Source organism: Ruegeria sp. YTSC002 (genome assembly GCF_059609845.1).
In genome coordinates, this window is record NZ_JBXWML010000001.1 from 244,320 (window position 1) to 261,487 (window position 17,168).

Here is a 17,168-nt window from a genome sequence, read left to right on the forward strand (position 1 = left end):
GGTGCAAGAGGTATCGGAAACAGGGGCGAAATTGCCGCTTTCCCCTCTTTCACTTGGCAGAGTATTCTCTATATGGCCCCTCACGGCAAATGAGGATGCAAGTGCGTATTCGTTTCGATCAGGGACCGGCCGGGCGAGGAACCCGGTTTCAGCGTCCGTCTCAGGTGATCCGCGCGGATGTGGCGGAGGACGTGCCCCAGGCTCTGGCGGCGCTGGATGAGGCGCGCGCAGACGGTGCCTGGCTGGCAGGGTATGCCAGCTACGAACTGGGCTATGCGCTTGAACCCCGGCTCAACGGTCTTTTGCCGGAAGACCGCCGCCTGCCTTTGTTGTGCTTTGGGGTTTACGATGCGCCGGATCGGGTCGCCCTTCCGTCGCCTGCGGGTGAGGTGGGCGCATTCCGGCCCCGCTGGGATGAAGCGCGGTATGGCGAGGCCTTCAGGGCCGTGCATGACGCCATCGGTGCCGGTGACATCTATCAGGCCAACCTGACCTTTCCGATTGACCTGACCGTCTCGGGCAACAGCGAAACGCTCTATGCCGCGCTGGCGGCGGGGCAGCCAGTGGGCCACGGAGCACTGGTGCAGCAGGATGGGCTGCCCGATCTGCTCAGTCGCTCGCCGGAATTGTTTTTCCGAACGGATGAGGCGGGAAAGATCGAAACCCGACCGATGAAGGGCACGCAACCGCGCAGTGAAGACCCGGATGAGGACGCGCGCCGCCGGGCTTTTCTGAGTGCGGACGAAAAGAACCGGGCCGAGAACCTGATGATTGTTGACCTGCTGCGCAACGACATCAGCCGTGTCGCGCTGCCCGGATCTGTTCATGTGCCCGAGCTGTTCCGGGTGGAAACCTATGCAACCGTTCATCAGATGGTCTCGCTGGTCCGGGCGCAGCTGCACAAATGCGTTGGGCTGGGTGAGATACTGACAGCACTGTTTCCCTGCGGGTCGATCACCGGAGCCCCCAAGATCCGCGCAATGGAAATTCTGGCGGAACTGGAGCCATGGGCGCGCGACATCTATTGCGGGACGATTGGTTGGGCCGCGCCGGATGGCCGGTCCGAGTTCAACGTGGCCATCCGCACCTTGATGCTTGAGGATGATCAGGCCACTCTGAACGTAGGCGGCGGTGTCGTTTGGGACAGCACCGCCCCGTCAGAGTATGAGGAGGCGTTATGGAAAGCCCGCTTCGCCCGCCAGCTGAACCTGATTTCAGCCTGATCGAGACACTGGCCTTCCGGCCGGATCAGGGCTTTGTCAGGCTGGACCGCCATCTTGCAAGAATGGCCCGTACTGCGCGGGTGTTCGAGATTCCTTTCAATCCCGATGAAGCGACCGCCCGGCTGAAAAGCGCCGCGTGTGACACCCCTCTGCGTTGCCGCCTTACGCTGGATGTGTCGGGCTCGATCGATCTGACAACCGGCGACCTGGTGGACAATCCCGGGATCTGGCGCGTCGCTCTGTCAGATCAGCGTCTGGCTTCGAATGACCTTTGGTTGCGTCACAAGACCACGCGCCGTGCGCTCTATGACTCTTCGCGCGCCGCACTGCCCAAGGGGGTGGACGAGCTGTTGTTTCTGAATGAACTGGATGAGCTTTGTGAAGGCACCATCACGAACCTGTTTCTGGAAATGCCTGATGGTCGGGTTCTGACGCCCGCTTTGTCCTGTGGGCTCTTGCCGGGGATACTGCGCGAAGAACTGCTGGAAAACAAAGCGGTTGCCGAAGCCGTGCTGACCTTGACCGACCTGAAAAATGCGCAAACTGTGCGGATCGGAAATTCACTGCGCGGACTGATCGAAGTGGAGCTGATAGACGGGTGACAAAAAACAGCACGATGGTCGGACCACCGGTTGCATTGCGACGGCTGCGGCTGGAATTTTGCATGTTCTATATCGGCTTCCCGTTGCTGATCGCTGTTCTCTTTCCACCGAACTGGATGTTTCCGGCCCTGTTTGCACTGACCGGGCTTGGTATCGTGCTGCTGCACCGGACGCCCGGGTTTCAATGGGCCGAGCTTCGTTACGGCTGGGCCAACTGGACCCTGCGCGAGTTGGCTCTGTTCTCTGCCATCGTTTCTGCCTTTTGCGTTGGGCTGATTCAGATCACGCGCCCGGAAGCCGCGTTCTTCCTGCTGACGCACCGCCCCGAAATGCTGGCGCTCATCTGGGTCGGCTACCCACTTTTGTCAGCGCTGCCACAAGAACTGCTGTTCCGCCCTTTGTTCTTTCGCCGCTATCACGCGATCCTGCCGGATGGGCGTGCGGCCTATCTGCTGAACGCGGCCATATTCTCGTTCGCACACCTGATGTACTGGAGCTGGATCGTCGCCCTGATGACATTTGTCGGCGGGCTACTGTTCACCTGGGCCTACCGGCAGCGCGGGTCATTCTTCTATGCGGTACTGCTGCACGCGATTGCCGGCAATATCATCTTTGCGGTGGGGCTGGGTGTCTATTTCTACTCAGGCAATGTGCAAAGGCCGTTTTGAAAGGGCGACCCGCCTTGACTTTCCGGGTCTGACAGGGTGTATCGGCGCGACGAATTCTGCGCCCGAAGGGATATTCCATGCACGCCTATCGCAGCCACACCTGCGCCGCCTTGACCGCCGCCAATGTTGGAGAAACCGTTCGCCTGTCCGGTTGGGTGCATCGGGTTCGAGATCATGGGGGCGTGCTGTTCATCGACCTGCGCGACCATTTCGGCGTAACCCAGATCCTGTGCGACGGCGACAGCGCCGCCTTTGCCGAGTTGGAAAAAGTACGGTCCGAATGGTGCATCCGCATCGATGGCACCGTCAAAGCCCGTGACCCGGACCTGGTGAACCCGAAACTGCCCACCGGCGAGATCGAAGTTTATGTACGCGAGCTGGAAGTTCTGGGGGCCGCCGACGAATTGCCGCTGATGGTCTTCGGCGATCAGGAATACCCCGAGGAAACCCGCCTGCGTTATCGTTATCTGGACCTGCGCCGCGAGGCGATGCAGCGGAACATGACCCTGCGCTCGGACGTGGTTGCGTCCATGCGCAAACGTATGTGGGATCAGGGCTTTCGCGAATACCAGACGCCGATCATCACCGCCTCGTCGCCCGAAGGCGCGCGCGACTTCCTGGTGCCTTCGCGCCTGCATCCGGGCAAATTCTATGCGTTGCCGCAAGCCCCGCAGCAGTTCAAGCAGCTGATCATGGTGTCGGGCTTCGACAAGTATTTCCAGATCGCGCCCTGCTTTCGCGACGAAGACCCGCGCGCCGACCGCTCGCCCACCGATTTCTACCAGCTGGACCTCGAGATGTCCTTTGTCGAACAGCAGGACGTGTTCGACGTCATTCAACCCGTTCTGACCGGCGTGTTCGAAGAATTTGGCGGCGGGCGCAAGGTTGATCAGGACTGGCCGCAAATTTCCTACAAGGACGCGGCGCTGTGGTATGGCACCGACAAGCCGGATCTGCGGAACCCCATCAAGATGCAGGTGGTTTCCGAGCATTTCCGCGGTTCCGGTTTCGCGATCTTCGCGAAGCTGCTTGAACAGGAAGGCACCGAGATTCGGGCGATCCCCGCGCCAGGCGGCGGCAGCCGCAAGTTCTGCGACCGCATGAACGCCTTTGCCCAGAAAGAGGGTCTGCCGGGGATGGGCTATATCTTCTGGCGCGATCAGGGTGAGGGGATGGAGGCTGCGGGACCGCTGGCCAAGAACATCGGCCCCGAACGCACCGAGGCAATCCGTCAGCAACTGGGTCTGGGCGTTGGCGATGCAGCCTTCTTCCTGGGCGGCAAGCCAAAAGCCTTTGAAAAGGTCGCCGGTAAGGCGCGTGACGTGATCGGTGAGGAATTGAATCTGACCGAAAAAGACCGTTTTGCATTTGCCTGGATCGTGGACTTCCCGATCTATGAACAGGACGAAGAAACCGGCGCCATCGACTTTGAACACAACCCGTTCTCGATGCCGCAGGGCGGTATGGAGGCGTTGCAGGGCAACCCGCTGGATGTGCGCGGCTACCAGTATGATCTGGCGTGTAACGGGTACGAGCTGGTTTCAGGCGCGATCCGGAACCACAAGCCGGAAATCATGCTGAAGGCCTTTGAACTGGCAGGCTATGGCGAGGATGAGGTAAAATCCCGCTTTGGTGCCCTGTTCAATGCCTTCCACTACGGCGCCCCGCCACACGGTGGATGTGCGGCTGGTATCGACCGGATCGTGATGCTGTTGGCAGATGAGGCCAATATCCGCGAAGTCATGATGTTCCCGATGAACCAGCGCGCCGAAGATCTGATGATGGACGCACCTTCGGATCCGACCTCGGATCAGTTGATGGAGTTGGGTCTTCGCATTATCCCTCAGGACCAGTAAAAAAATCCGCCCGCTTGTCGCGGGCGGTTTTTTTCACGCGGGCTGCGTGTGTCAGTCCAGTGGGTTTTTCAGATTGTCTCGATTGACGCGTATGGAACGCGCGGCATGCCGTGTTTGGCGGTACAGCCAGATGCACAAAAGGGTCGCAGTGATGAAATAGGCTGTCACCATTTCAAATCGCCTCTCGCTGTTCCAGTCGGTTCTGCACCATCCCGGCAACCTGCGCTGCCTGCGCCATGATCGGCGTCCCGTTTGCGCGTGACAATGCCAGCTTTCGCGCGGCTTCCGCCAGGGGCCTGTCATTTGCCTCGCGCGCGACGCCGTGCAGGAACTGAGCGGCGTAGTCCAAGGTACGATGATCGTTGGGACCTGCGAGCACATCGGCGATATGGGCCATGTCGTCCTGATAGGCCAGAGGGTCCGGGCGGATGATTTCATCGCGCACCGCATGAAGCCCGCTGGGCCGCCGATCCTCCGGCAGGCGTTCCAGAATGGATTTCTGAAAATGAGACATTGATTTTAGCGGCTTGGACAAAAACCCATCCGCTCCGGCCGCAAGAGCCATGTCTTCGCTGCCGTCATCGCCCGACAGGCCCATGATGACACTGATACGGGGCGTGGTCTCGGCCAATTCGGCGATCAGGTCGGCGCCGGATCCGTCCGGCAGGCCCATATCGACCAGAATGACCGAAGGCCGATAGATCTGTAGATGCCTTCGGGCCGATTTCAGGCAATCCGCACGGCGAATGCGCGCGCCGCTGTGCAGGCACATCAGGCGGATGGCATCGCAAGCGTACCGGCTGTCTTCGACAACCAGTATGGTCTGACCCAGCAAGGGTCGAGTCGCGGTGGGCGCGGCGGTGGTGGTGGCAAGTAGGCCCGAATCGTCCATGGCAGCTCTCCTATGCAGCAGATGCTTCACGCTAGGAACTTCTGGCTAACACGACGTTAACGCGCGATTTGGCGCACTTGTCCTTTGGCGGGGCAGCCCCCATAACCCATGCAACGCAGGACAGCAGGAGTGAGACATGATTGGACGTCTGAACCACGTCGCCATCGCCGTACCGGATCTTGAGGCGGCGTCCGAGCAATACCGCAACGCGCTGGGCGCCAAAGTCGGCGCGCCGCAGGACGAGCCGGATCACGGTGTCACGGTCGTGTTCATCGAACTGCCCAACACCAAGATCGAACTTTTGTATCCGCTGGGTGATGACAGCCCGATCAACGGGTTTTTGGAAAAGAACCCGGCCGGCGGCATCCACCATGTATGTTACGAGGTCGAGGATATCATCGCGGCCCGTGATCATCTGAAAGCAACCGGAGCCCGTGTTCTGGGATCAGGTGAGCCCAAGATCGGTGCGCATGGAAAACCGGTTCTGTTTCTGCACCCCAAGGATTTCAACGGCTGCCTGGTCGAGCTGGAGCAGGTATAACCCCCAGCCCCGGAGGGCCCGAAATGACCATTACTGCCGCGCTGGTGTTGTTCGCCGTCATCTGGTTCATGACGTTGTTGGTGGTGCTGCCCATTCGCATCAAAACCCAGGGCGATCTGGGTGACATCGTTCCCGGCACGCATGCGGGCGCGCCGGAAGTGCATCACATGAAAAGAAAGATGTGGATCACCACCGGTATCTCTGTGGTTCTGTGGGCGATCATCGCCGGGATCATCCTGTCGGGCGTGATCTCGGTGCGGGATTTCGACTGGCTGAACCAACTGGAGCCAAGATAATCCCCGTCAGGCCTTTTGGCCCGACACGGCGTGATAGATATGGGTGAACGTGGCGGCCCCGATGATCGGGATCACCAGGTTCACCAGCGGCACTGAAAGCGGAATGGCCATCAAGGTGCCCGCCACCCAGATCGTTGTCGAGTGTTTGGACCGCAGCTTGCGTGCCCCGTCGCGCCCGATTCTTCGCATCGCAGCCAGGGTGAAATATTCCCTCCCCAGCAAGAACCCGTTCATCGCCCAAAAGATGAAAGGCGCAAGCGGGGTGAAAATTGCGTACAGGATCAGCGCCAGCAGGTTTGCCACAATCAGAACACCAAGAAAGCTGAGACTGTCCATTACCGCCTCTGAGACCGGGATACGCCGAGCGGGCGGCAACGCCGGAAAATGTTTGTCCTCAACCGCCTGTGCCACCTCGTCCAGAAAGATCGAGGTGATGGCGGATGCGACCGGCACCATCAGAAAAACGGGCAGGATCAGGACGAGCACGATACCGGAATAGTTCAGAACGTCGTTCAGCCACGGGACAGCCCCCACGAACGGCAATGAGATTTCGCTGCCCGACAACCAGTTGATCAACCAGATCGCACCTGCACAGGCGAGAACCAGCAGCAGAATGGTCAACCCCACGCCGCGCAGCAAAACGGCACGGAACTTGGGATCTCCGGTCTGACCAAGTGCGCCGAAAAAGGCGTTCAGGATGATCATTCCGAAACCCACTCTGTCAACGCGGCCACATCGGGCCGGGGGCGTTCCGGCGGGGTCGCGCCCTCGGTGGCGATATGAATCAACCCGGCCACGTGTTCGTTTTCGGCAAGCCCGAAAGCATCGACACAGAACGCGCGATCATGTGTTTGCCAGCCCGACAGCCAATTGGCGCCCCAGCCCGCAGCCAGCGCGGCATTCAGCAGCGCCAGACAGACCGCGCCAGCAGAGTAGGATTGTTCGATGGCCGGAATCTTTTCGGATTGCTTGCGAACCTCGATGACCGCGATGGCCAGATGCCCCATATCGAACTGGCTGCGCGCCTTGGCGATGTCTTCCGGGCTTTTGTTCAGCCTTTTCCCGCAGGCCTCGGTCAGGGTCGCCAGACGTGGCATCGCGCCCTTTTCGAGAACGATGAATCGCCAGGGCTCCAGTTTGCCGTGATCGGGGCTGCGGGCGGCGGCCGTCAGCAATGGCAGCAACTCCTCCCGGGTTGGGGCCGGAGCAACCAGTGTCTTGGCCGGCCGGGACCGGCGCGACTGCAAAAACTCCAGAGCGGCGGGGTTTTTCAGGGACATATGTTAACTTCCTTTACATCACGACTCTGTATCTTGGTCGGTATCCTGCCCGTTTCAAGGGCACGCCAATGGATTGCGTGGATCAATTTCATTACGACGAGCTTCGTGCAAGACTTTGAGAAAGAAGAGGAGACAATGGCGAAATCCAAGCTGCGTGATCTGCCGGATCTCAGCGCGATGGCGCAGGCCGGGGCCGTGTTCCAATTGAAGGTGACGCCCAAGGCGGCCCGCGATCGGGTGAGCGTCGAAGACGGGCAGATCAAGGTATTCGTTACGGCCCCGCCGGAAAGCGGCAAGGCCAACAGGGCCGTGCAGTTGCTGCTTGCAGAATGTCTTGGCGTCGCGCCCTCGACCCTGACGCTGAAGCAGGGGCAATCCGCACGGATCAAGCGGTTTGCCTATGACCCCTGAGGCCCGGTTTCGCGAATTTGATAAACACCTTCGGGCAGATCCAGCGCGGCCGCCAGATCCCGCACCTGCTCGGGTGACAAAGTGATCTTCTGTATTTGATCGGTGCGGGGATCAAGTTGTTCCAGCGTGACGCATTCCGCGAAATTGTTGATCACCACATCTTCCTGCAAAGGTTGTTCACCTTCGTCCACAAGCGTAATGACCGTCGAGTCGAATTCATGCTCAATCGTAAACATGAGGCCAGAGTGCAAGCCGCCGAGGCGCAATGCAAGCCGTTCGTTGAACCGGCGGTGTGGTTTCGCCGGTTCGCTCGTACTATGTTGAAATCACGGCCATTCGGTCTCAAAGGATATGACATGCGCATTTGGTTTGTTTTATTGCTGTCCCTGCTGCTTGCGGCGTGTGGAGAGGGGGCCCTGCGCGTCCAGCCCGCCGAGGAATGGCTGGGGGATGAGCCAGAGGCAGAACCGATGGTGCAGACCTTTCGCGAGGTCAGCCGGGCGGTCGGGGCAGAAGCCCGCAGACAGTGTCTGAAACAGACGACCGGGCAGAATTGCGACTTTCGGATTCTTGTCGACCTGAACCCTCGGGCTTCGGTCAATGCATTCCAGACGCTGGATGAAAACAAGCAGCCGGTGATCATATTCACCCGCTCGATGATCGAATCCACCAAGAACGCGGATGAACTGGCGTTTGTCATGGGGCATGAAGCAGCCCACCACGTGTTGGGGCACATCGCCAGGCAGAGTGAAATCGCCAGCGCCAGCGCGGCCGAGTTCGGGCGGGTGGCAGAGTTGCGCGGCGGGGACGCCGCCGCCATTGAAGAGGCGCAAAAGCTGGGCGCGCAGGTCGGCGTTCAGGCTTATGTGAAAGACTTTGAGCTGGAGGCAGACCAGTTGGGAACCATCATCACCTATAACGCTGGATACAATCCGTTGGTTGGGGCAAAATTCTTTGATCGCATCCCGGATCCCGGTGACAGGTTTTTGGGAACCCACCCGCCAAATGCTCAACGCGTTCAGATCGTGCTGGAGACAGTAGAGCAACTGGGTCTGTCCCAATGACCGCGCTCACGTGTCTGGGTGTCGTCCTGACGGATCGCGGCTCGAAATACGCGGTGTCAGGCGCGCAGGTCACGACGCGGGCTGAAATCGACGCCGCTCTGGAGGATTTGAAATCCGACAAGAGCTATGCCAAGGCCACCCATAACACCTGGGCTGCGGCTTTGCCGACCGGCGCGTTGAAGGCCGATGACGGGGAAAACGGCGCGGGTATGGTGATCCTTCGGATGATCGAACGCGCCGGGTTAAAGGATCATGTAATTATCGTGACGCGCTGGTATGGCGGCAAGAAACTGGGCGGGGATCGCTTTCGCCGTGTTCAGGATGCCACGCGGGCCTATCTGGATCACATCGGCATCCAATCTTGACCTGAGTCAATGTTTGCCCTCGCGGATGCGCTACCCTTTGGACACAGCGTGAAAGCGAGAGGAAACAGCATGCCTACCCAAGAGACCCTGCGGCTGCATGCCGGATTGGTGGACGATATGGCCAGAATGCTGGACATTGATCTTGAGGAAGCCGCCATTGATGGCTCCGTTTCCGTGGACCAGATCTCTGACGCTGTTTTGCGCTGTACCGACTGCCCGAACCCGGATCACTGCAAGAGTTTGCTGAACAATCCCGGTTCTGCTCGGCGTACGCCCGAATACTGCCGAAACCAGGAATTGCTCGACAATCTCCTGCCTTGACATACGGGTGTGCCATGACACGTCTGGGCGAAATCATGACCCATCTGCGTTTGGTGTTGCGCATGGGGCAGGCAACCGGAGCCGATTTGGCCGCGGCCTATCGGAGCGGTCATCTGAAACAGGAAGAATGGGCTGAAATCGTGCAGCAGTGCCGCGGCTGTTCCTGGGCCAAGGACTGCCCGGAATGGTTGGAACGGCGCGAACAGGTTGAACAGGCACCGTCGACATGCCCGAATCGCACGTTTTTTGCCGCCCTCAAAACCAAGCAGAAGGAGCACGCTTGATGTCTCAGGTCGCGTTGGGGGAAATCGAAAAGCATTTCTGGCTTACACGCTCGGTTTCGCGCTGTATGGGCATTTCCATGACCGAAGTGATGGCCGAAGGACGCCTTTCGCCGGAACAATACGCCGAGCTTGTCACGCGGTGCCGCGTTGCCGGATGTGATGTGCAATGCGAGTATTGGCTTGCCCGGCAACAGGGCACAGCGGCCACGGCCCCGGATTTTTGCCCGAATGCCGAGATATTGAATGGGTTGAAAACCTGATCAAAGCCCGTTGTGCGTTCCGTCGCACAAAGGCGGTTTCGAACTGTGTTTGCACCCACAGAAGAAAACCTTCTTACTGTCTTCCGCTGTATATTTCACAGGCTCAAATCCGGTGCCTTTGTGCGAGCCGTCGCAAAACGGCTGGCGGCCGGATTTTCCGCACGCACACCAGAAATAGGTTTTTCCCTGAACGACCTCGACCGGAAAGGGCGATTTCCGGGCAATGATGGGTGCGTTTGACATGTGGCTTCTCCGTCTTTTAGCTGATTGTGCTGCAACAGTTTAGGGCGCCGCAGTCAGAATGATAGGTTTGACGCCGCAAGGAACGTCATTGCGCCATTGGATTGGCATGGATTCGCTGTGACTCACAAAGTCGTGATCGATTCAGTTGCCAGATTGTCGTTCAACCCGTATTCTGAAACCGGCCCCGAAAAGCTGGGCAATATCAGAAAAGTAATAAAGGATTGACGGACATGAAACTGAAACTCGCCGCCGTTGGCGCATTTGCACTGATCCTGACTGCCTGTGCGCAGCAGGAAGAACCGACACCTGTTTACGTTCAGCCCAGCTATGACAAAGCCGGCACGCCCAGCTGCCCGGGTGGCTATGAGCTTGCCACAACCGAAGCAGGCCAGACGGTCTGTAATCCGGTTACTCAGTAAGCCATTCGCAGGCGGCCCGGACGCGGACCGCCTGCACCCTTTCGGGAACGACCGCCGCCATTCGTGGCGGTTTTTTCTTGCCTGCTTTTTTGCGGCTGTCGACAAGTGCTTTGTCGCGGGGTGCGACCCCTGTTTAGTGCCTTTTGAAGCCGTAGGAATGCTTGAACTTGAATGACTTGAATTTCTGTCGTTTGACCGACCCATAGGGGATATGCCCGATGACACGCCGTTTGGGGGCGGTGTATCGATAAACCGTGGTCGGTTTTTTGATATGCGCCTTGGGGTGCTTGGCGTGTGACTTGGCTTTCGGGGCCACGTAATACCGGTTTATCTTGTGACGGCCGTTTTTGTGAAAGCTCAGATTTTTGCCGCCGACCACAATAAATCCGGCAGAGCCGACCTGTGTGGGCTGGGCGTAACCGGGGGTGGCCACGAAATGCGCAGCGATCAGGAATATCACACCCTTCCGGCCAAGCTTGAAGATATGAGACATGAAAACCCCCGTGATTGGCTTTCAGTCCAAGATCGGGTCTGACCGCGTGTTCGGCCAGTAAACTCGGTTCACGCTTTGCCCATATGCCGTGTGCTCGACCGCGGTGTCAGACCTTAGACGGGCTTACCCCACAAATCGTATTCTCCGGCCTCGTCCACTTCGACCGTGACGATGTCACCGGGCCTGAGGTTTTCGAACCCTTCATCGATGAACAGGTTGCCGTCGATCTCGGGCGCGTCTGCCTTGGTGCGGCAGGTGGCGGCCTCGTCGTCGACCTCGTCCACGATCACCTCAAGCGTCTGTCCGACCTTCGCCTGCAACTTGGCCTCCGAGATCGCCTGAGCCTTTTCCATGAAGCGATCCCAGCGCTCCTGCTTGATTTCGGCCGGGACGTGATCGGGCAGGTCGTTCGAGCGCGCGCCATCCACGTTTTCATACTGAAAACACCCGACACGATCCAGTTGTGCCTCGTCCATCCAGTCCAGCAGGGTCTGGAATTCGGCTTCGGTCTCGCCCGGATAGCCGACGATAAAGGTCGATCGCAGGGTGATACCCGGGCAGATCGCGCGCCAGGCCTTGATTTCATCCAGCGTTCTGGCCGACGCGGCCGGGCGTGCCATGCGTTTCAGAACGTCCGGGTGGGCGTGTTGAAACGGGATATCCAGATAAGGCAGCACGTTGCACCCGGCATCCGCCATCAGCGGAATCAGGTCCCGCACATGCGGATAGGGATACACATAGTGCAGCCGCACCCAGGCATCCAACTGCCCCAGTTCACGCGCCAGATCGGTGATATGGCTGCGTACTTCACCGTCTTTCCAAGGGTTCACATCGTATTTGCGGTCCAGCCCATAGGCCGAGGTGTCCTGCGAAATCACCAGCAATTCACGCACGCCATTGTCGACCAGCTTTTCCGCCTCGCGCAGAACCGCATGCGCGGGGCGGCTGGCCAGCTTTCCGCGCATGTCGGGGATGATGCAGAACTTGCACTTGTGGTTGCAGCCCTCGGAAATTTTCAGATAGCTGTAGTGGCGCGGCGTCAACTGAACGCTGCTGGCGGGTAACAGGTCCACGAACGGATCAGGATCGGGGGGCACAGCGGCATGCACCGCATCCAGCACCTGCTCGTATTGGTGCGGGCCGGTGACAGCCATGATGCGGGGGTGATGCTCGCGAATGTAATCCGGTTCTGCGCCCAGACAGCCGGTTACGATGACCTTGCCGTTTTCCACCAGCGCCTCTCCGATCGCGTCCAGCGATTCCGCCTTGGCGCTGTCAAGGAACCCGCAGGTGTTCACAATGACGGCATCGGCCCCGGCATAATCTGGCGAAATGCCGTATCCTTCGGCACGCAGCCGGGTCAGAATGCGTTCACTGTCGACCAACGCCTTTGGGCAGCCCAAGGACACCATACCGATGGTCGGCTGGTTTGATTGGGGCGTCTCGGTGATCCGGGCAGCAGGCGCCAGGTCGGGGCGGAGGTTTGGCGGGTTCGTCGTCATGCGCGGCATATAGTGGGGAAAGCTTCCCCTTGCAAATGTGACGTGTGATTTGAATGATCACGGCAATGACAAGCCAAAAGGCGGAGAGCAGACTATGAAATGGCTGATGCGCATCCTGTTTATTGTTGTGGCCGTGGTCGCGCTGATCATCGGCGCGCTGTTGCTGATGCCGGGGGAGAAGCTTGCCGCGATTCTGGCCGAGCAGGTCAAGGCCCAGACCGGGAGGGATCTGACACTGACCGGCGATGTGCGCATATCCTTCTGGCCGGTGGTCGGGATGGAGACCGGGCCGGTGCGTTTCGGCAACGCAAGCTGGGCCGGACCGGAGCCGATGCTCAGCGCGGATAGCCTGGCCGTCGGGGTGGACGCTGCCGGGCTGTTGAACGGGGATCTGCGGATCAAACGTGTTTTTGCAGACAATCCCGTGTTGCGGTTGGAACGATCCGATGGGCGCGGCAATTGGGAATTGAGCACCCCAACAACAGCGACAACTGCGGCCACGACCGGGGGCACCACGCCCGCTGAGCCCTCGGGGCAGGTCACGCTGGATCAACTGGAGCTGACAAATGCACGGCTGATTTACGAGGAAAATGGCGTCACGCAGATGGACTTCTCGGGCGTGACACTATCTGCAAGCTGGCCCGAGGTGACGGCCCCGTTGGTGATGGAGGCCGCCATGCCAGTGCCCGGAGGTGCGGTTCAGGTTGATCTGAAAATCCCGGATTTACCGGCTTTTGCGGCCGGGTCAGTGACTGATCTGGAACTGGCGTTGACGGCTCCGGGCGGCGAGATCGGATTTGAAGGACGCGTCAATCTTACGGGTGAAATGGATGGAACCATCAAGGTCGTGACGCGGGACACTGATAGAATGCTCGCCGCCTTCGGTCAGGCTGGCACATCTGTACCGCCCGGATTGGGCAAAATCGCCGACATTTCAGCGCATATGACGTATACGCAGGACGGGCGGATTTCCATGCGGAACATGGTTGCGCAATTGGATGACAACCGGTTCGTGGGTGAGGCGGATATCACCATCTCGGACCCGCCGCGTATCGTGGCCCGTCTGGATGCCGGTGATCTGGATCTGTCGCGGATTTCCGAAACGGGTTCTGCCTCAAGCGGCACGTCTCAGGCAAACGCTCCTGCACCTGAGGGGTGGTCGAAGGACCCTATCGACGCGTCCGCTCTGGCCTTGGCGAACGGTAAGATTCGCCTGACGGCCAACTCGATCGCCGTGCCCGGAATGACGTTCGGCAAAAGTGACCTGACCCTGTCGCTGGATCGGTCGCGGGCCGTTCTGGACATGCACCCGGCCACGCTGTTTTCGGGGCAACTGAAGGGTCAGGTGGTTGCCAACAACCGCAACGGCCTGTCTGTCGGCGGCAACGTGACCGCCACCGGGATCGATCTGGAACAGGCACTGACCACGATGGCCGGGGTCAAACGCCTGTCGGGAACCGCTGCGGGAGCATTTGAGTTTCTGGGCGTTGGTCAGTCCGAGGATCAGATCATGCGGTCCCTCAGCGGCAAGGGAAACCTGGATGTCGGTCCCGGAGTGATTTCCGGGCTCGATCTGGACCGATTGATGGGGCAGGGCACCGGATCAGGCGGAACCACCGTGTTCAACAGCCTGACGGCCAGTTTCACCATCGATCAGGGCGTGTTGACGAACAGTGATCTGCTCATGTCACTGAAGAATTTCCGTGCAGATGGCACCGGCACCGTGGATCTGGGGGCTCGCAACATCGACTATCTGTTCACGCCCGTGGCGTTGCGTGCCAATTCCGGGCAGGGGATATCGGTTCCCGTTCACATCAAAGGCCCCTGGAGCGACCCGTCGATCAAGCCGGACCTGACCAAGGTGATCGAGGCGGCCGCGGATGTGAAGGTCAAAGAACTGGAAGACGACGCCAAACAGAAGGTTTTTGATAAGGTCGGCAACGAATTGGATACGACGATCACCGACAGTGATCAGATCGAAGACGCCATCAAGAACAAGCTTGAAGAAGAGGCCAAGAAAGGTCTGCTCAAATTATTCGGCGGCGACTGAGCAACCATCGTGCTTGGGGCATCGGGATATGCCCCAAGCAGTTGTGTTCAGATCGTCTGGTCGTAATCGCCGACACCGGGCTCGGTTCGGATGACGGCATCAATGTCCGCGAAGATGGCGCGCATCTCAGCCTCGCTTTCGCTGCTTTCACAGACAACGACCAGATTGGGGGTATTGGACGAAGCCCGCACCAGACCCCAGCTGCCGTTGTCCAGAATCACACGTGCGCCGTTCACCGTGACCACTTCCTTGATTGCGCGGCCAGCGAGTGTTTCGCCCGCATCTCCCTTGGCGACCAACTTGTCGACCAGCCGCTGAAGGATATCATATTTCTCGGTATCAGCGGCGTGGGGTGACATCGTGGGTGTGGACCAGGTCTTGGGCAGGGCCTTGCGCAGGTCCGACATGCTCTGATCCGGGTTGCGGTCCATCAGTTTGCAGATTTCGACTGCGACACGCATCCCGCAGTCGTATCCACGCCCGATCGGTTCGGCCAAAAAGTAGTGGCCTGATTTTTCGAACCCGGCCAGTGCACCGATTTCCTTGACCCGACGCTTCATGTGGCTGTGGCCGGTCTTCCAGTAATCGGCTTTGGCGCCCAGGGCCTGCAACTCGGGATCGCTGGCGAACAGACCGGTGGATTTCACATCCGCGACAAAGGTCGATCCGGGGTGAAGCTTGGCCAGATCACGCGCCATGATCACGCCAACCTTGTCGGCAAAGATCTCCTCGCCCTCATCATCGACGACGCCGCAGCGGTCTCCGTCACCGTCAAACCCCAGCGCCAGATCGGCACCGCTGGATTTCACGGTGGCGGCCATGTCGTGCAGCATCTCCATGGCTTCTGGGTTCGGGTTGTAGTTGGGGAACGTATAGTCCAGACGGTTATGGCTGGGTACGACCTCAACCCCGATCCGCTCGAAAATCTCGGGCGCAAAGGCCGAAGCCGTGCCGTTGCCCGTTGCGCAGACCACTTTGAGCGGGCGGGACATTTTGAAATCGCCGACCAGGTCGTCGATATAGGCCTCTTTGACGCCATCGACGAACTCGTAAGAGCCGCCTTCGCGCGTGACGCTTTCGCCGTTCAGTACGATGTCACGCAGTTCCGACATCTCATCAGGGCCATGGGTCAGCGGACGGTCAAAACCCATTTTGACCCCGGTCCAGCCGTTGGGATTGTGGCTGGCGGTGACCATCGCCACCGCCGGCACATCCAGATGGAACTGTGCGAAGTATGCCATGGGGCTGAGCGCAGGGCCGATGTCTTTGACACGGATACCAGCCTGCATCAGGCCCAGCATCAGGGCATTTTTGATCGCCAATGAATAATCGCGATAATCGTTGCCGACAGCAATTACAGGCTCGATCCCGCGCTTGTGCATCTGCGTGCCAAGCCCCAGCCCAAGCGCGGTCATGCCGGGCAGGTTGATCTCTTCGGGGTATTTCCATCGGGCGTCGTATTCACGGAACCCGGTGGGCGTGATCATCGCGTCGCGCAGAAAGTTCCAGCTGTTGGGCGTTACCTCGGTGAGGGGTTTGGTCATAACAAGTCTCAATCGTTAAATCTGTATCGGATTCGCTTTAGCAAGCGCATCAAATCGCATCAATGTGTCAACAAGTTGGGGCATCTGGTCGAGGGGGATCATATTTGGCCCGTCCGATGGGGCCGAGTCCGGGTCCTGATGGGTTTCGATAAACACGGCCCCAACACCCAGAGAAACCGCGGCGCGGGCCATTACCGGTGCAAATTCGCGCTGCCCGCCCGAAGACCCGCCCTTGCCTCCGGGTTGCTGCACGGAATGGGTGGCGTCCATCACCACCGGATACCCGGTTTTCGCCATTTGGGGCAGCGCGCGCATGTCGGCGACAAGCGTGTTGTAGCCAAATGAGGTGCCACGCTCGGTCAGCAGGATATTCTGATTTCCGGTGCTTTCGATTTTATCGACGATGTTGGTCATTTCCCAAGGTGCAAGGAATTGCCCCTTTTTCACATTGACCGCTTTGCCGGTGTTCCCGGCCGCCAGCAGCATGTCGGTCTGACGGCACAGGAATGCCGGAATTTGCAGAACGTCCACCGCCTCGGCGGCGATGGCGCATTGCGCTTCGGTATGAACATCGGTCAGAACCGGGATGCCCATCGTCTTGCGGATGTCGCTTAGCACCTTCAGCCCCGCATCGATGCCCATGCCACGCTTGCCCGACAGGGATGTCCGGTTCGCCTTGTCATAAGACGCCTTGAAGACGTATTGCGCCCCGGCGGCGTCGCAGGCTTCTTTCATCTTGCCCGCAATCATCTGCGCGTGGTCTGCGGTTTCAAGCTGACATGGCCCAGCTATGATGGTCAGCGGAAGGTCGTTGCCGACTGTCAGGTCGGAGATTTTAACATGTTTCATGAGTT

23 protein-coding genes are annotated in these 17,168 nt (G+C 59.3%); 14 read left to right on the forward strand and 9 right to left on the reverse strand.

The annotated features are described in order from the left end of the window. The first annotated feature begins 95 nt into the window (after positions 1-95). From AC2FFD_RS01225 to aspS, 4 genes are all read left to right on the forward strand, one after another. Complete coding sequence (locus AC2FFD_RS01225; protein WP_496871513.1) at positions 96-1,223, forward strand: aminodeoxychorismate synthase component I; 1,128 nt, start codon at positions 96-98, stop codon at positions 1,221-1,223. Continuing rightward, a complete protein-coding gene (locus tag AC2FFD_RS01230) occupies positions 1,178-1,825 on the forward strand; it encodes an aminotransferase class IV family protein (protein WP_496871515.1) in 648 nt (215 codons plus the stop codon). Before AC2FFD_RS01225 ends, AC2FFD_RS01230 begins: the two co-directional genes overlap by 46 nt. Continuing rightward, entirely contained in the window at positions 1,822-2,493 is a 672-nt protein-coding gene (locus tag AC2FFD_RS01235; protein ID WP_496871517.1) for a CPBP family intramembrane glutamic endopeptidase, read from the forward strand. The genes AC2FFD_RS01230 and AC2FFD_RS01235 overlap by 4 nt, the downstream gene beginning before the upstream one ends. A 77-nt stretch (positions 2,494-2,570) precedes the next feature. Continuing rightward, a complete protein-coding gene (gene aspS / locus AC2FFD_RS01240; protein ID WP_170346084.1) occupies positions 2,571-4,349 on the forward strand; it encodes an aspartate--tRNA ligase in 1,779 nt (592 codons plus the stop codon). A gap of 172 nt (positions 4,350-4,521) precedes the next feature. Here aspS and AC2FFD_RS01245 read toward each other — a convergent pair whose 3' ends face one another. Further along, positions 4,522-5,241 (reverse strand): response regulator, encoded by a 720-nt coding sequence (locus AC2FFD_RS01245; RefSeq protein ID WP_496871518.1) that lies wholly within the window; start codon positions 5,239-5,241, stop codon positions 4,522-4,524. Between the two features lie 136 nt (positions 5,242-5,377). On the opposite strand from AC2FFD_RS01245, the gene mce reads away from it, so the two are divergent. Continuing rightward, positions 5,378-5,782 carry a methylmalonyl-CoA epimerase gene (gene mce / locus AC2FFD_RS01250; protein ID WP_170346086.1) on the forward strand — a complete coding sequence of 135 codons (405 nt, stop codon included), beginning with the start codon at positions 5,378-5,380 and terminating at the stop codon, positions 5,780-5,782. Between the two features lie 23 nt (positions 5,783-5,805). Then, positions 5,806-6,078 carry a DUF1467 family protein gene (locus AC2FFD_RS01255; RefSeq protein ID WP_117867937.1) on the forward strand — a complete coding sequence of 91 codons (273 nt, stop codon included), beginning with the start codon at positions 5,806-5,808 and terminating at the stop codon, positions 6,076-6,078. Between the two features lie 6 nt (positions 6,079-6,084). Here AC2FFD_RS01255 and AC2FFD_RS01260 read toward each other — a convergent pair whose 3' ends face one another. Both AC2FFD_RS01260 and AC2FFD_RS01265 read right to left on the reverse strand, forming a co-directional pair. Then, positions 6,085-6,783, reverse strand: a complete 699-nt coding sequence (locus AC2FFD_RS01260) for an EI24 domain-containing protein (protein WP_496871519.1) — start codon at positions 6,781-6,783, stop codon at positions 6,085-6,087. After that, entirely contained in the window at positions 6,780-7,358 is a 579-nt protein-coding gene (locus AC2FFD_RS01265; protein WP_496871521.1) for a nitroreductase family protein, read from the reverse strand. The genes AC2FFD_RS01260 and AC2FFD_RS01265 overlap by 4 nt, the downstream gene beginning before the upstream one ends. A gap of 135 nt (positions 7,359-7,493) precedes the next feature. On the opposite strand from AC2FFD_RS01265, the gene AC2FFD_RS01270 reads away from it, so the two are divergent. Continuing rightward, entirely contained in the window at positions 7,494-7,769 is a 276-nt protein-coding gene (locus tag AC2FFD_RS01270) for a DUF167 domain-containing protein (protein ID WP_496871523.1), read from the forward strand. On the opposite strand, the gene AC2FFD_RS01275 is transcribed toward AC2FFD_RS01270, so the two are convergent. After that, positions 7,757-8,005: a DUF8831 family protein gene (locus AC2FFD_RS01275; protein WP_170346090.1), complete on the reverse strand. Its 249-nt coding sequence runs from the start codon at positions 8,003-8,005 to the stop codon at positions 7,757-7,759. The two genes, AC2FFD_RS01270 and AC2FFD_RS01275, sit on opposite strands and share 13 nt — an antisense overlap. Positions 8,006-8,125: 120 nt before the next feature. Here AC2FFD_RS01275 and AC2FFD_RS01280 point away from each other — a divergent pair, with 120 nt between their 5' ends. The 5 genes from AC2FFD_RS01280 (at position 8,126) to AC2FFD_RS01300 (ending at position 10,063) form a co-directional block, all read left to right on the forward strand. Next, the gene (locus tag AC2FFD_RS01280; protein ID WP_496871526.1) at positions 8,126-8,833 is read left to right on the forward strand and encodes a M48 family metallopeptidase; all 708 of its coding nucleotides are present in this window, start codon (positions 8,126-8,128) and stop codon (positions 8,831-8,833) included. Further along, positions 8,830-9,198, forward strand: coding sequence for a YigZ family protein (locus AC2FFD_RS01285; RefSeq protein WP_496871528.1), 369 nt, complete (start codon positions 8,830-8,832; stop codon positions 9,196-9,198). Before AC2FFD_RS01280 ends, AC2FFD_RS01285 begins: the two co-directional genes overlap by 4 nt. Positions 9,199-9,267: 69 nt before the next feature. Beyond that, positions 9,268-9,519, forward strand: coding sequence for a DUF6455 family protein (locus AC2FFD_RS01290; RefSeq protein WP_117867945.1), 252 nt, complete (start codon positions 9,268-9,270; stop codon positions 9,517-9,519). A gap of 14 nt (positions 9,520-9,533) precedes the next feature. Beyond that, positions 9,534-9,803 (forward strand): DUF6455 family protein, encoded by a 270-nt coding sequence (locus AC2FFD_RS01295; RefSeq protein WP_170346093.1) that lies wholly within the window; start codon positions 9,534-9,536, stop codon positions 9,801-9,803. Then, positions 9,803-10,063 (forward strand): DUF6455 family protein, encoded by a 261-nt coding sequence (locus AC2FFD_RS01300; RefSeq protein WP_496871530.1) that lies wholly within the window; start codon positions 9,803-9,805, stop codon positions 10,061-10,063. Before AC2FFD_RS01295 ends, AC2FFD_RS01300 begins: the two co-directional genes overlap by 1 nt. Here the strand turns inward: AC2FFD_RS01300 and AC2FFD_RS01305 are convergent, their stop codons facing one another. Next, positions 10,064-10,306, reverse strand: coding sequence for a CDGSH iron-sulfur domain-containing protein (locus tag AC2FFD_RS01305; RefSeq protein ID WP_170346095.1), 243 nt, complete (start codon positions 10,304-10,306; stop codon positions 10,064-10,066). 230 nt (positions 10,307-10,536) lie between these two features. Here AC2FFD_RS01305 and AC2FFD_RS01310 point away from each other — a divergent pair, with 230 nt between their 5' ends. Then, on the forward strand, positions 10,537-10,725 hold the full coding sequence (locus tag AC2FFD_RS01310) for a hypothetical protein (RefSeq protein ID WP_170346096.1): 189 nt from the start codon (positions 10,537-10,539) through the stop codon (positions 10,723-10,725). Between the two features lie 133 nt (positions 10,726-10,858). Here the strand turns inward: AC2FFD_RS01310 and AC2FFD_RS01315 are convergent, their stop codons facing one another. Together AC2FFD_RS01315 and rimO are read right to left on the reverse strand one after the other, a co-directional pair. Further along, positions 10,859-11,218 carry a hypothetical protein gene (locus tag AC2FFD_RS01315; RefSeq protein WP_257599255.1) on the reverse strand — a complete coding sequence of 120 codons (360 nt, stop codon included), beginning with the start codon at positions 11,216-11,218 and terminating at the stop codon, positions 10,859-10,861. 113 nt (positions 11,219-11,331) lie between these two features. Next, positions 11,332-12,720 (reverse strand): 30S ribosomal protein S12 methylthiotransferase RimO, encoded by a 1,389-nt coding sequence (rimO, locus tag AC2FFD_RS01320; protein ID WP_496871533.1) that lies wholly within the window; start codon positions 12,718-12,720, stop codon positions 11,332-11,334. Positions 12,721-12,814: 94 nt separating this feature from the next. Between rimO and AC2FFD_RS01325 the strand changes: the two genes are divergently transcribed. Beyond that, on the forward strand, positions 12,815-14,770 hold the full coding sequence (locus tag AC2FFD_RS01325) for an AsmA family protein (protein ID WP_496871535.1): 1,956 nt from the start codon (positions 12,815-12,817) through the stop codon (positions 14,768-14,770). A gap of 47 nt (positions 14,771-14,817) precedes the next feature. Here the strand turns inward: AC2FFD_RS01325 and AC2FFD_RS01330 are convergent, their stop codons facing one another. Beyond that, on the reverse strand, positions 14,818-16,314 hold the full coding sequence (locus tag AC2FFD_RS01330; protein ID WP_496871538.1) for a phosphomannomutase/phosphoglucomutase: 1,497 nt from the start codon (positions 16,312-16,314) through the stop codon (positions 14,818-14,820). Positions 16,315-16,329: 15 nt separating this feature from the next. Continuing rightward, positions 16,330-17,163 (reverse strand): 3-deoxy-8-phosphooctulonate synthase, encoded by an 834-nt coding sequence (gene kdsA / locus AC2FFD_RS01335; protein ID WP_257599251.1) that lies wholly within the window; start codon positions 17,161-17,163, stop codon positions 16,330-16,332. Between the last annotated feature and the right edge of the window lie 5 nt (positions 17,164-17,168).

Excerpts from the sequence above, each read along its gene's own strand:
- AC2FFD_RS01225 (WP_496871513.1), top strand. The coding sequence starts at position 96 with ATGCAAGTGCGTATTCGTTTCGATCAGGGACCGGCCGGGCGAGGAACC.
- AC2FFD_RS01230 (WP_496871515.1), top strand. The coding sequence starts at position 1,178 with ATGGAAAGCCCGCTTCGCCCGCCAGCTGAACCTGATTTCAGCCTGATC.
- aspS (WP_170346084.1), top strand. The coding sequence starts at position 2,571 with ATGCACGCCTATCGCAGCCACACCTGCGCCGCCTTGACCGCCGCCAAT.
- AC2FFD_RS01245 (WP_496871518.1), bottom strand. The coding sequence starts at position 5,241 with ATGGACGATTCGGGCCTACTTGCCACCACCACCGCCGCGCCCACCGCG.
- mce (WP_170346086.1), top strand. The coding sequence starts at position 5,378 with ATGATTGGACGTCTGAACCACGTCGCCATCGCCGTACCGGATCTTGAG.
- AC2FFD_RS01255 (WP_117867937.1), top strand. The coding sequence starts at position 5,806 with ATGACCATTACTGCCGCGCTGGTGTTGTTCGCCGTCATCTGGTTCATG.
- AC2FFD_RS01260 (WP_496871519.1), bottom strand. The coding sequence starts at position 6,783 with ATGATCATCCTGAACGCCTTTTTCGGCGCACTTGGTCAGACCGGAGAT.
- AC2FFD_RS01265 (WP_496871521.1), bottom strand. The coding sequence starts at position 7,358 with ATGTCCCTGAAAAACCCCGCCGCTCTGGAGTTTTTGCAGTCGCGCCGG.
- AC2FFD_RS01270 (WP_496871523.1), top strand. The coding sequence starts at position 7,494 with ATGGCGAAATCCAAGCTGCGTGATCTGCCGGATCTCAGCGCGATGGCG.
- AC2FFD_RS01275 (WP_170346090.1), bottom strand. The coding sequence starts at position 8,005 with ATGTTTACGATTGAGCATGAATTCGACTCGACGGTCATTACGCTTGTG.
- AC2FFD_RS01280 (WP_496871526.1), top strand. The coding sequence starts at position 8,126 with ATGCGCATTTGGTTTGTTTTATTGCTGTCCCTGCTGCTTGCGGCGTGT.
- AC2FFD_RS01285 (WP_496871528.1), top strand. The coding sequence starts at position 8,830 with ATGACCGCGCTCACGTGTCTGGGTGTCGTCCTGACGGATCGCGGCTCG.
- AC2FFD_RS01290 (WP_117867945.1), top strand. The coding sequence starts at position 9,268 with ATGCCTACCCAAGAGACCCTGCGGCTGCATGCCGGATTGGTGGACGAT.
- AC2FFD_RS01295 (WP_170346093.1), top strand. The coding sequence starts at position 9,534 with ATGACACGTCTGGGCGAAATCATGACCCATCTGCGTTTGGTGTTGCGC.
- AC2FFD_RS01300 (WP_496871530.1), top strand. The coding sequence starts at position 9,803 with ATGTCTCAGGTCGCGTTGGGGGAAATCGAAAAGCATTTCTGGCTTACA.
- AC2FFD_RS01305 (WP_170346095.1), bottom strand. The coding sequence starts at position 10,306 with ATGTCAAACGCACCCATCATTGCCCGGAAATCGCCCTTTCCGGTCGAG.
- AC2FFD_RS01310 (WP_170346096.1), top strand. The coding sequence starts at position 10,537 with ATGAAACTGAAACTCGCCGCCGTTGGCGCATTTGCACTGATCCTGACT.
- AC2FFD_RS01315 (WP_257599255.1), bottom strand. The coding sequence starts at position 11,218 with ATGTCTCATATCTTCAAGCTTGGCCGGAAGGGTGTGATATTCCTGATC.
- rimO (WP_496871533.1), bottom strand. The coding sequence starts at position 12,720 with ATGACGACGAACCCGCCAAACCTCCGCCCCGACCTGGCGCCTGCTGCC.
- AC2FFD_RS01325 (WP_496871535.1), top strand. The coding sequence starts at position 12,815 with ATGAAATGGCTGATGCGCATCCTGTTTATTGTTGTGGCCGTGGTCGCG.
- AC2FFD_RS01330 (WP_496871538.1), bottom strand. The coding sequence starts at position 16,314 with ATGACCAAACCCCTCACCGAGGTAACGCCCAACAGCTGGAACTTTCTG.
- kdsA (WP_257599251.1), bottom strand. The coding sequence starts at position 17,163 with ATGAAACATGTTAAAATCTCCGACCTGACAGTCGGCAACGACCTTCCG.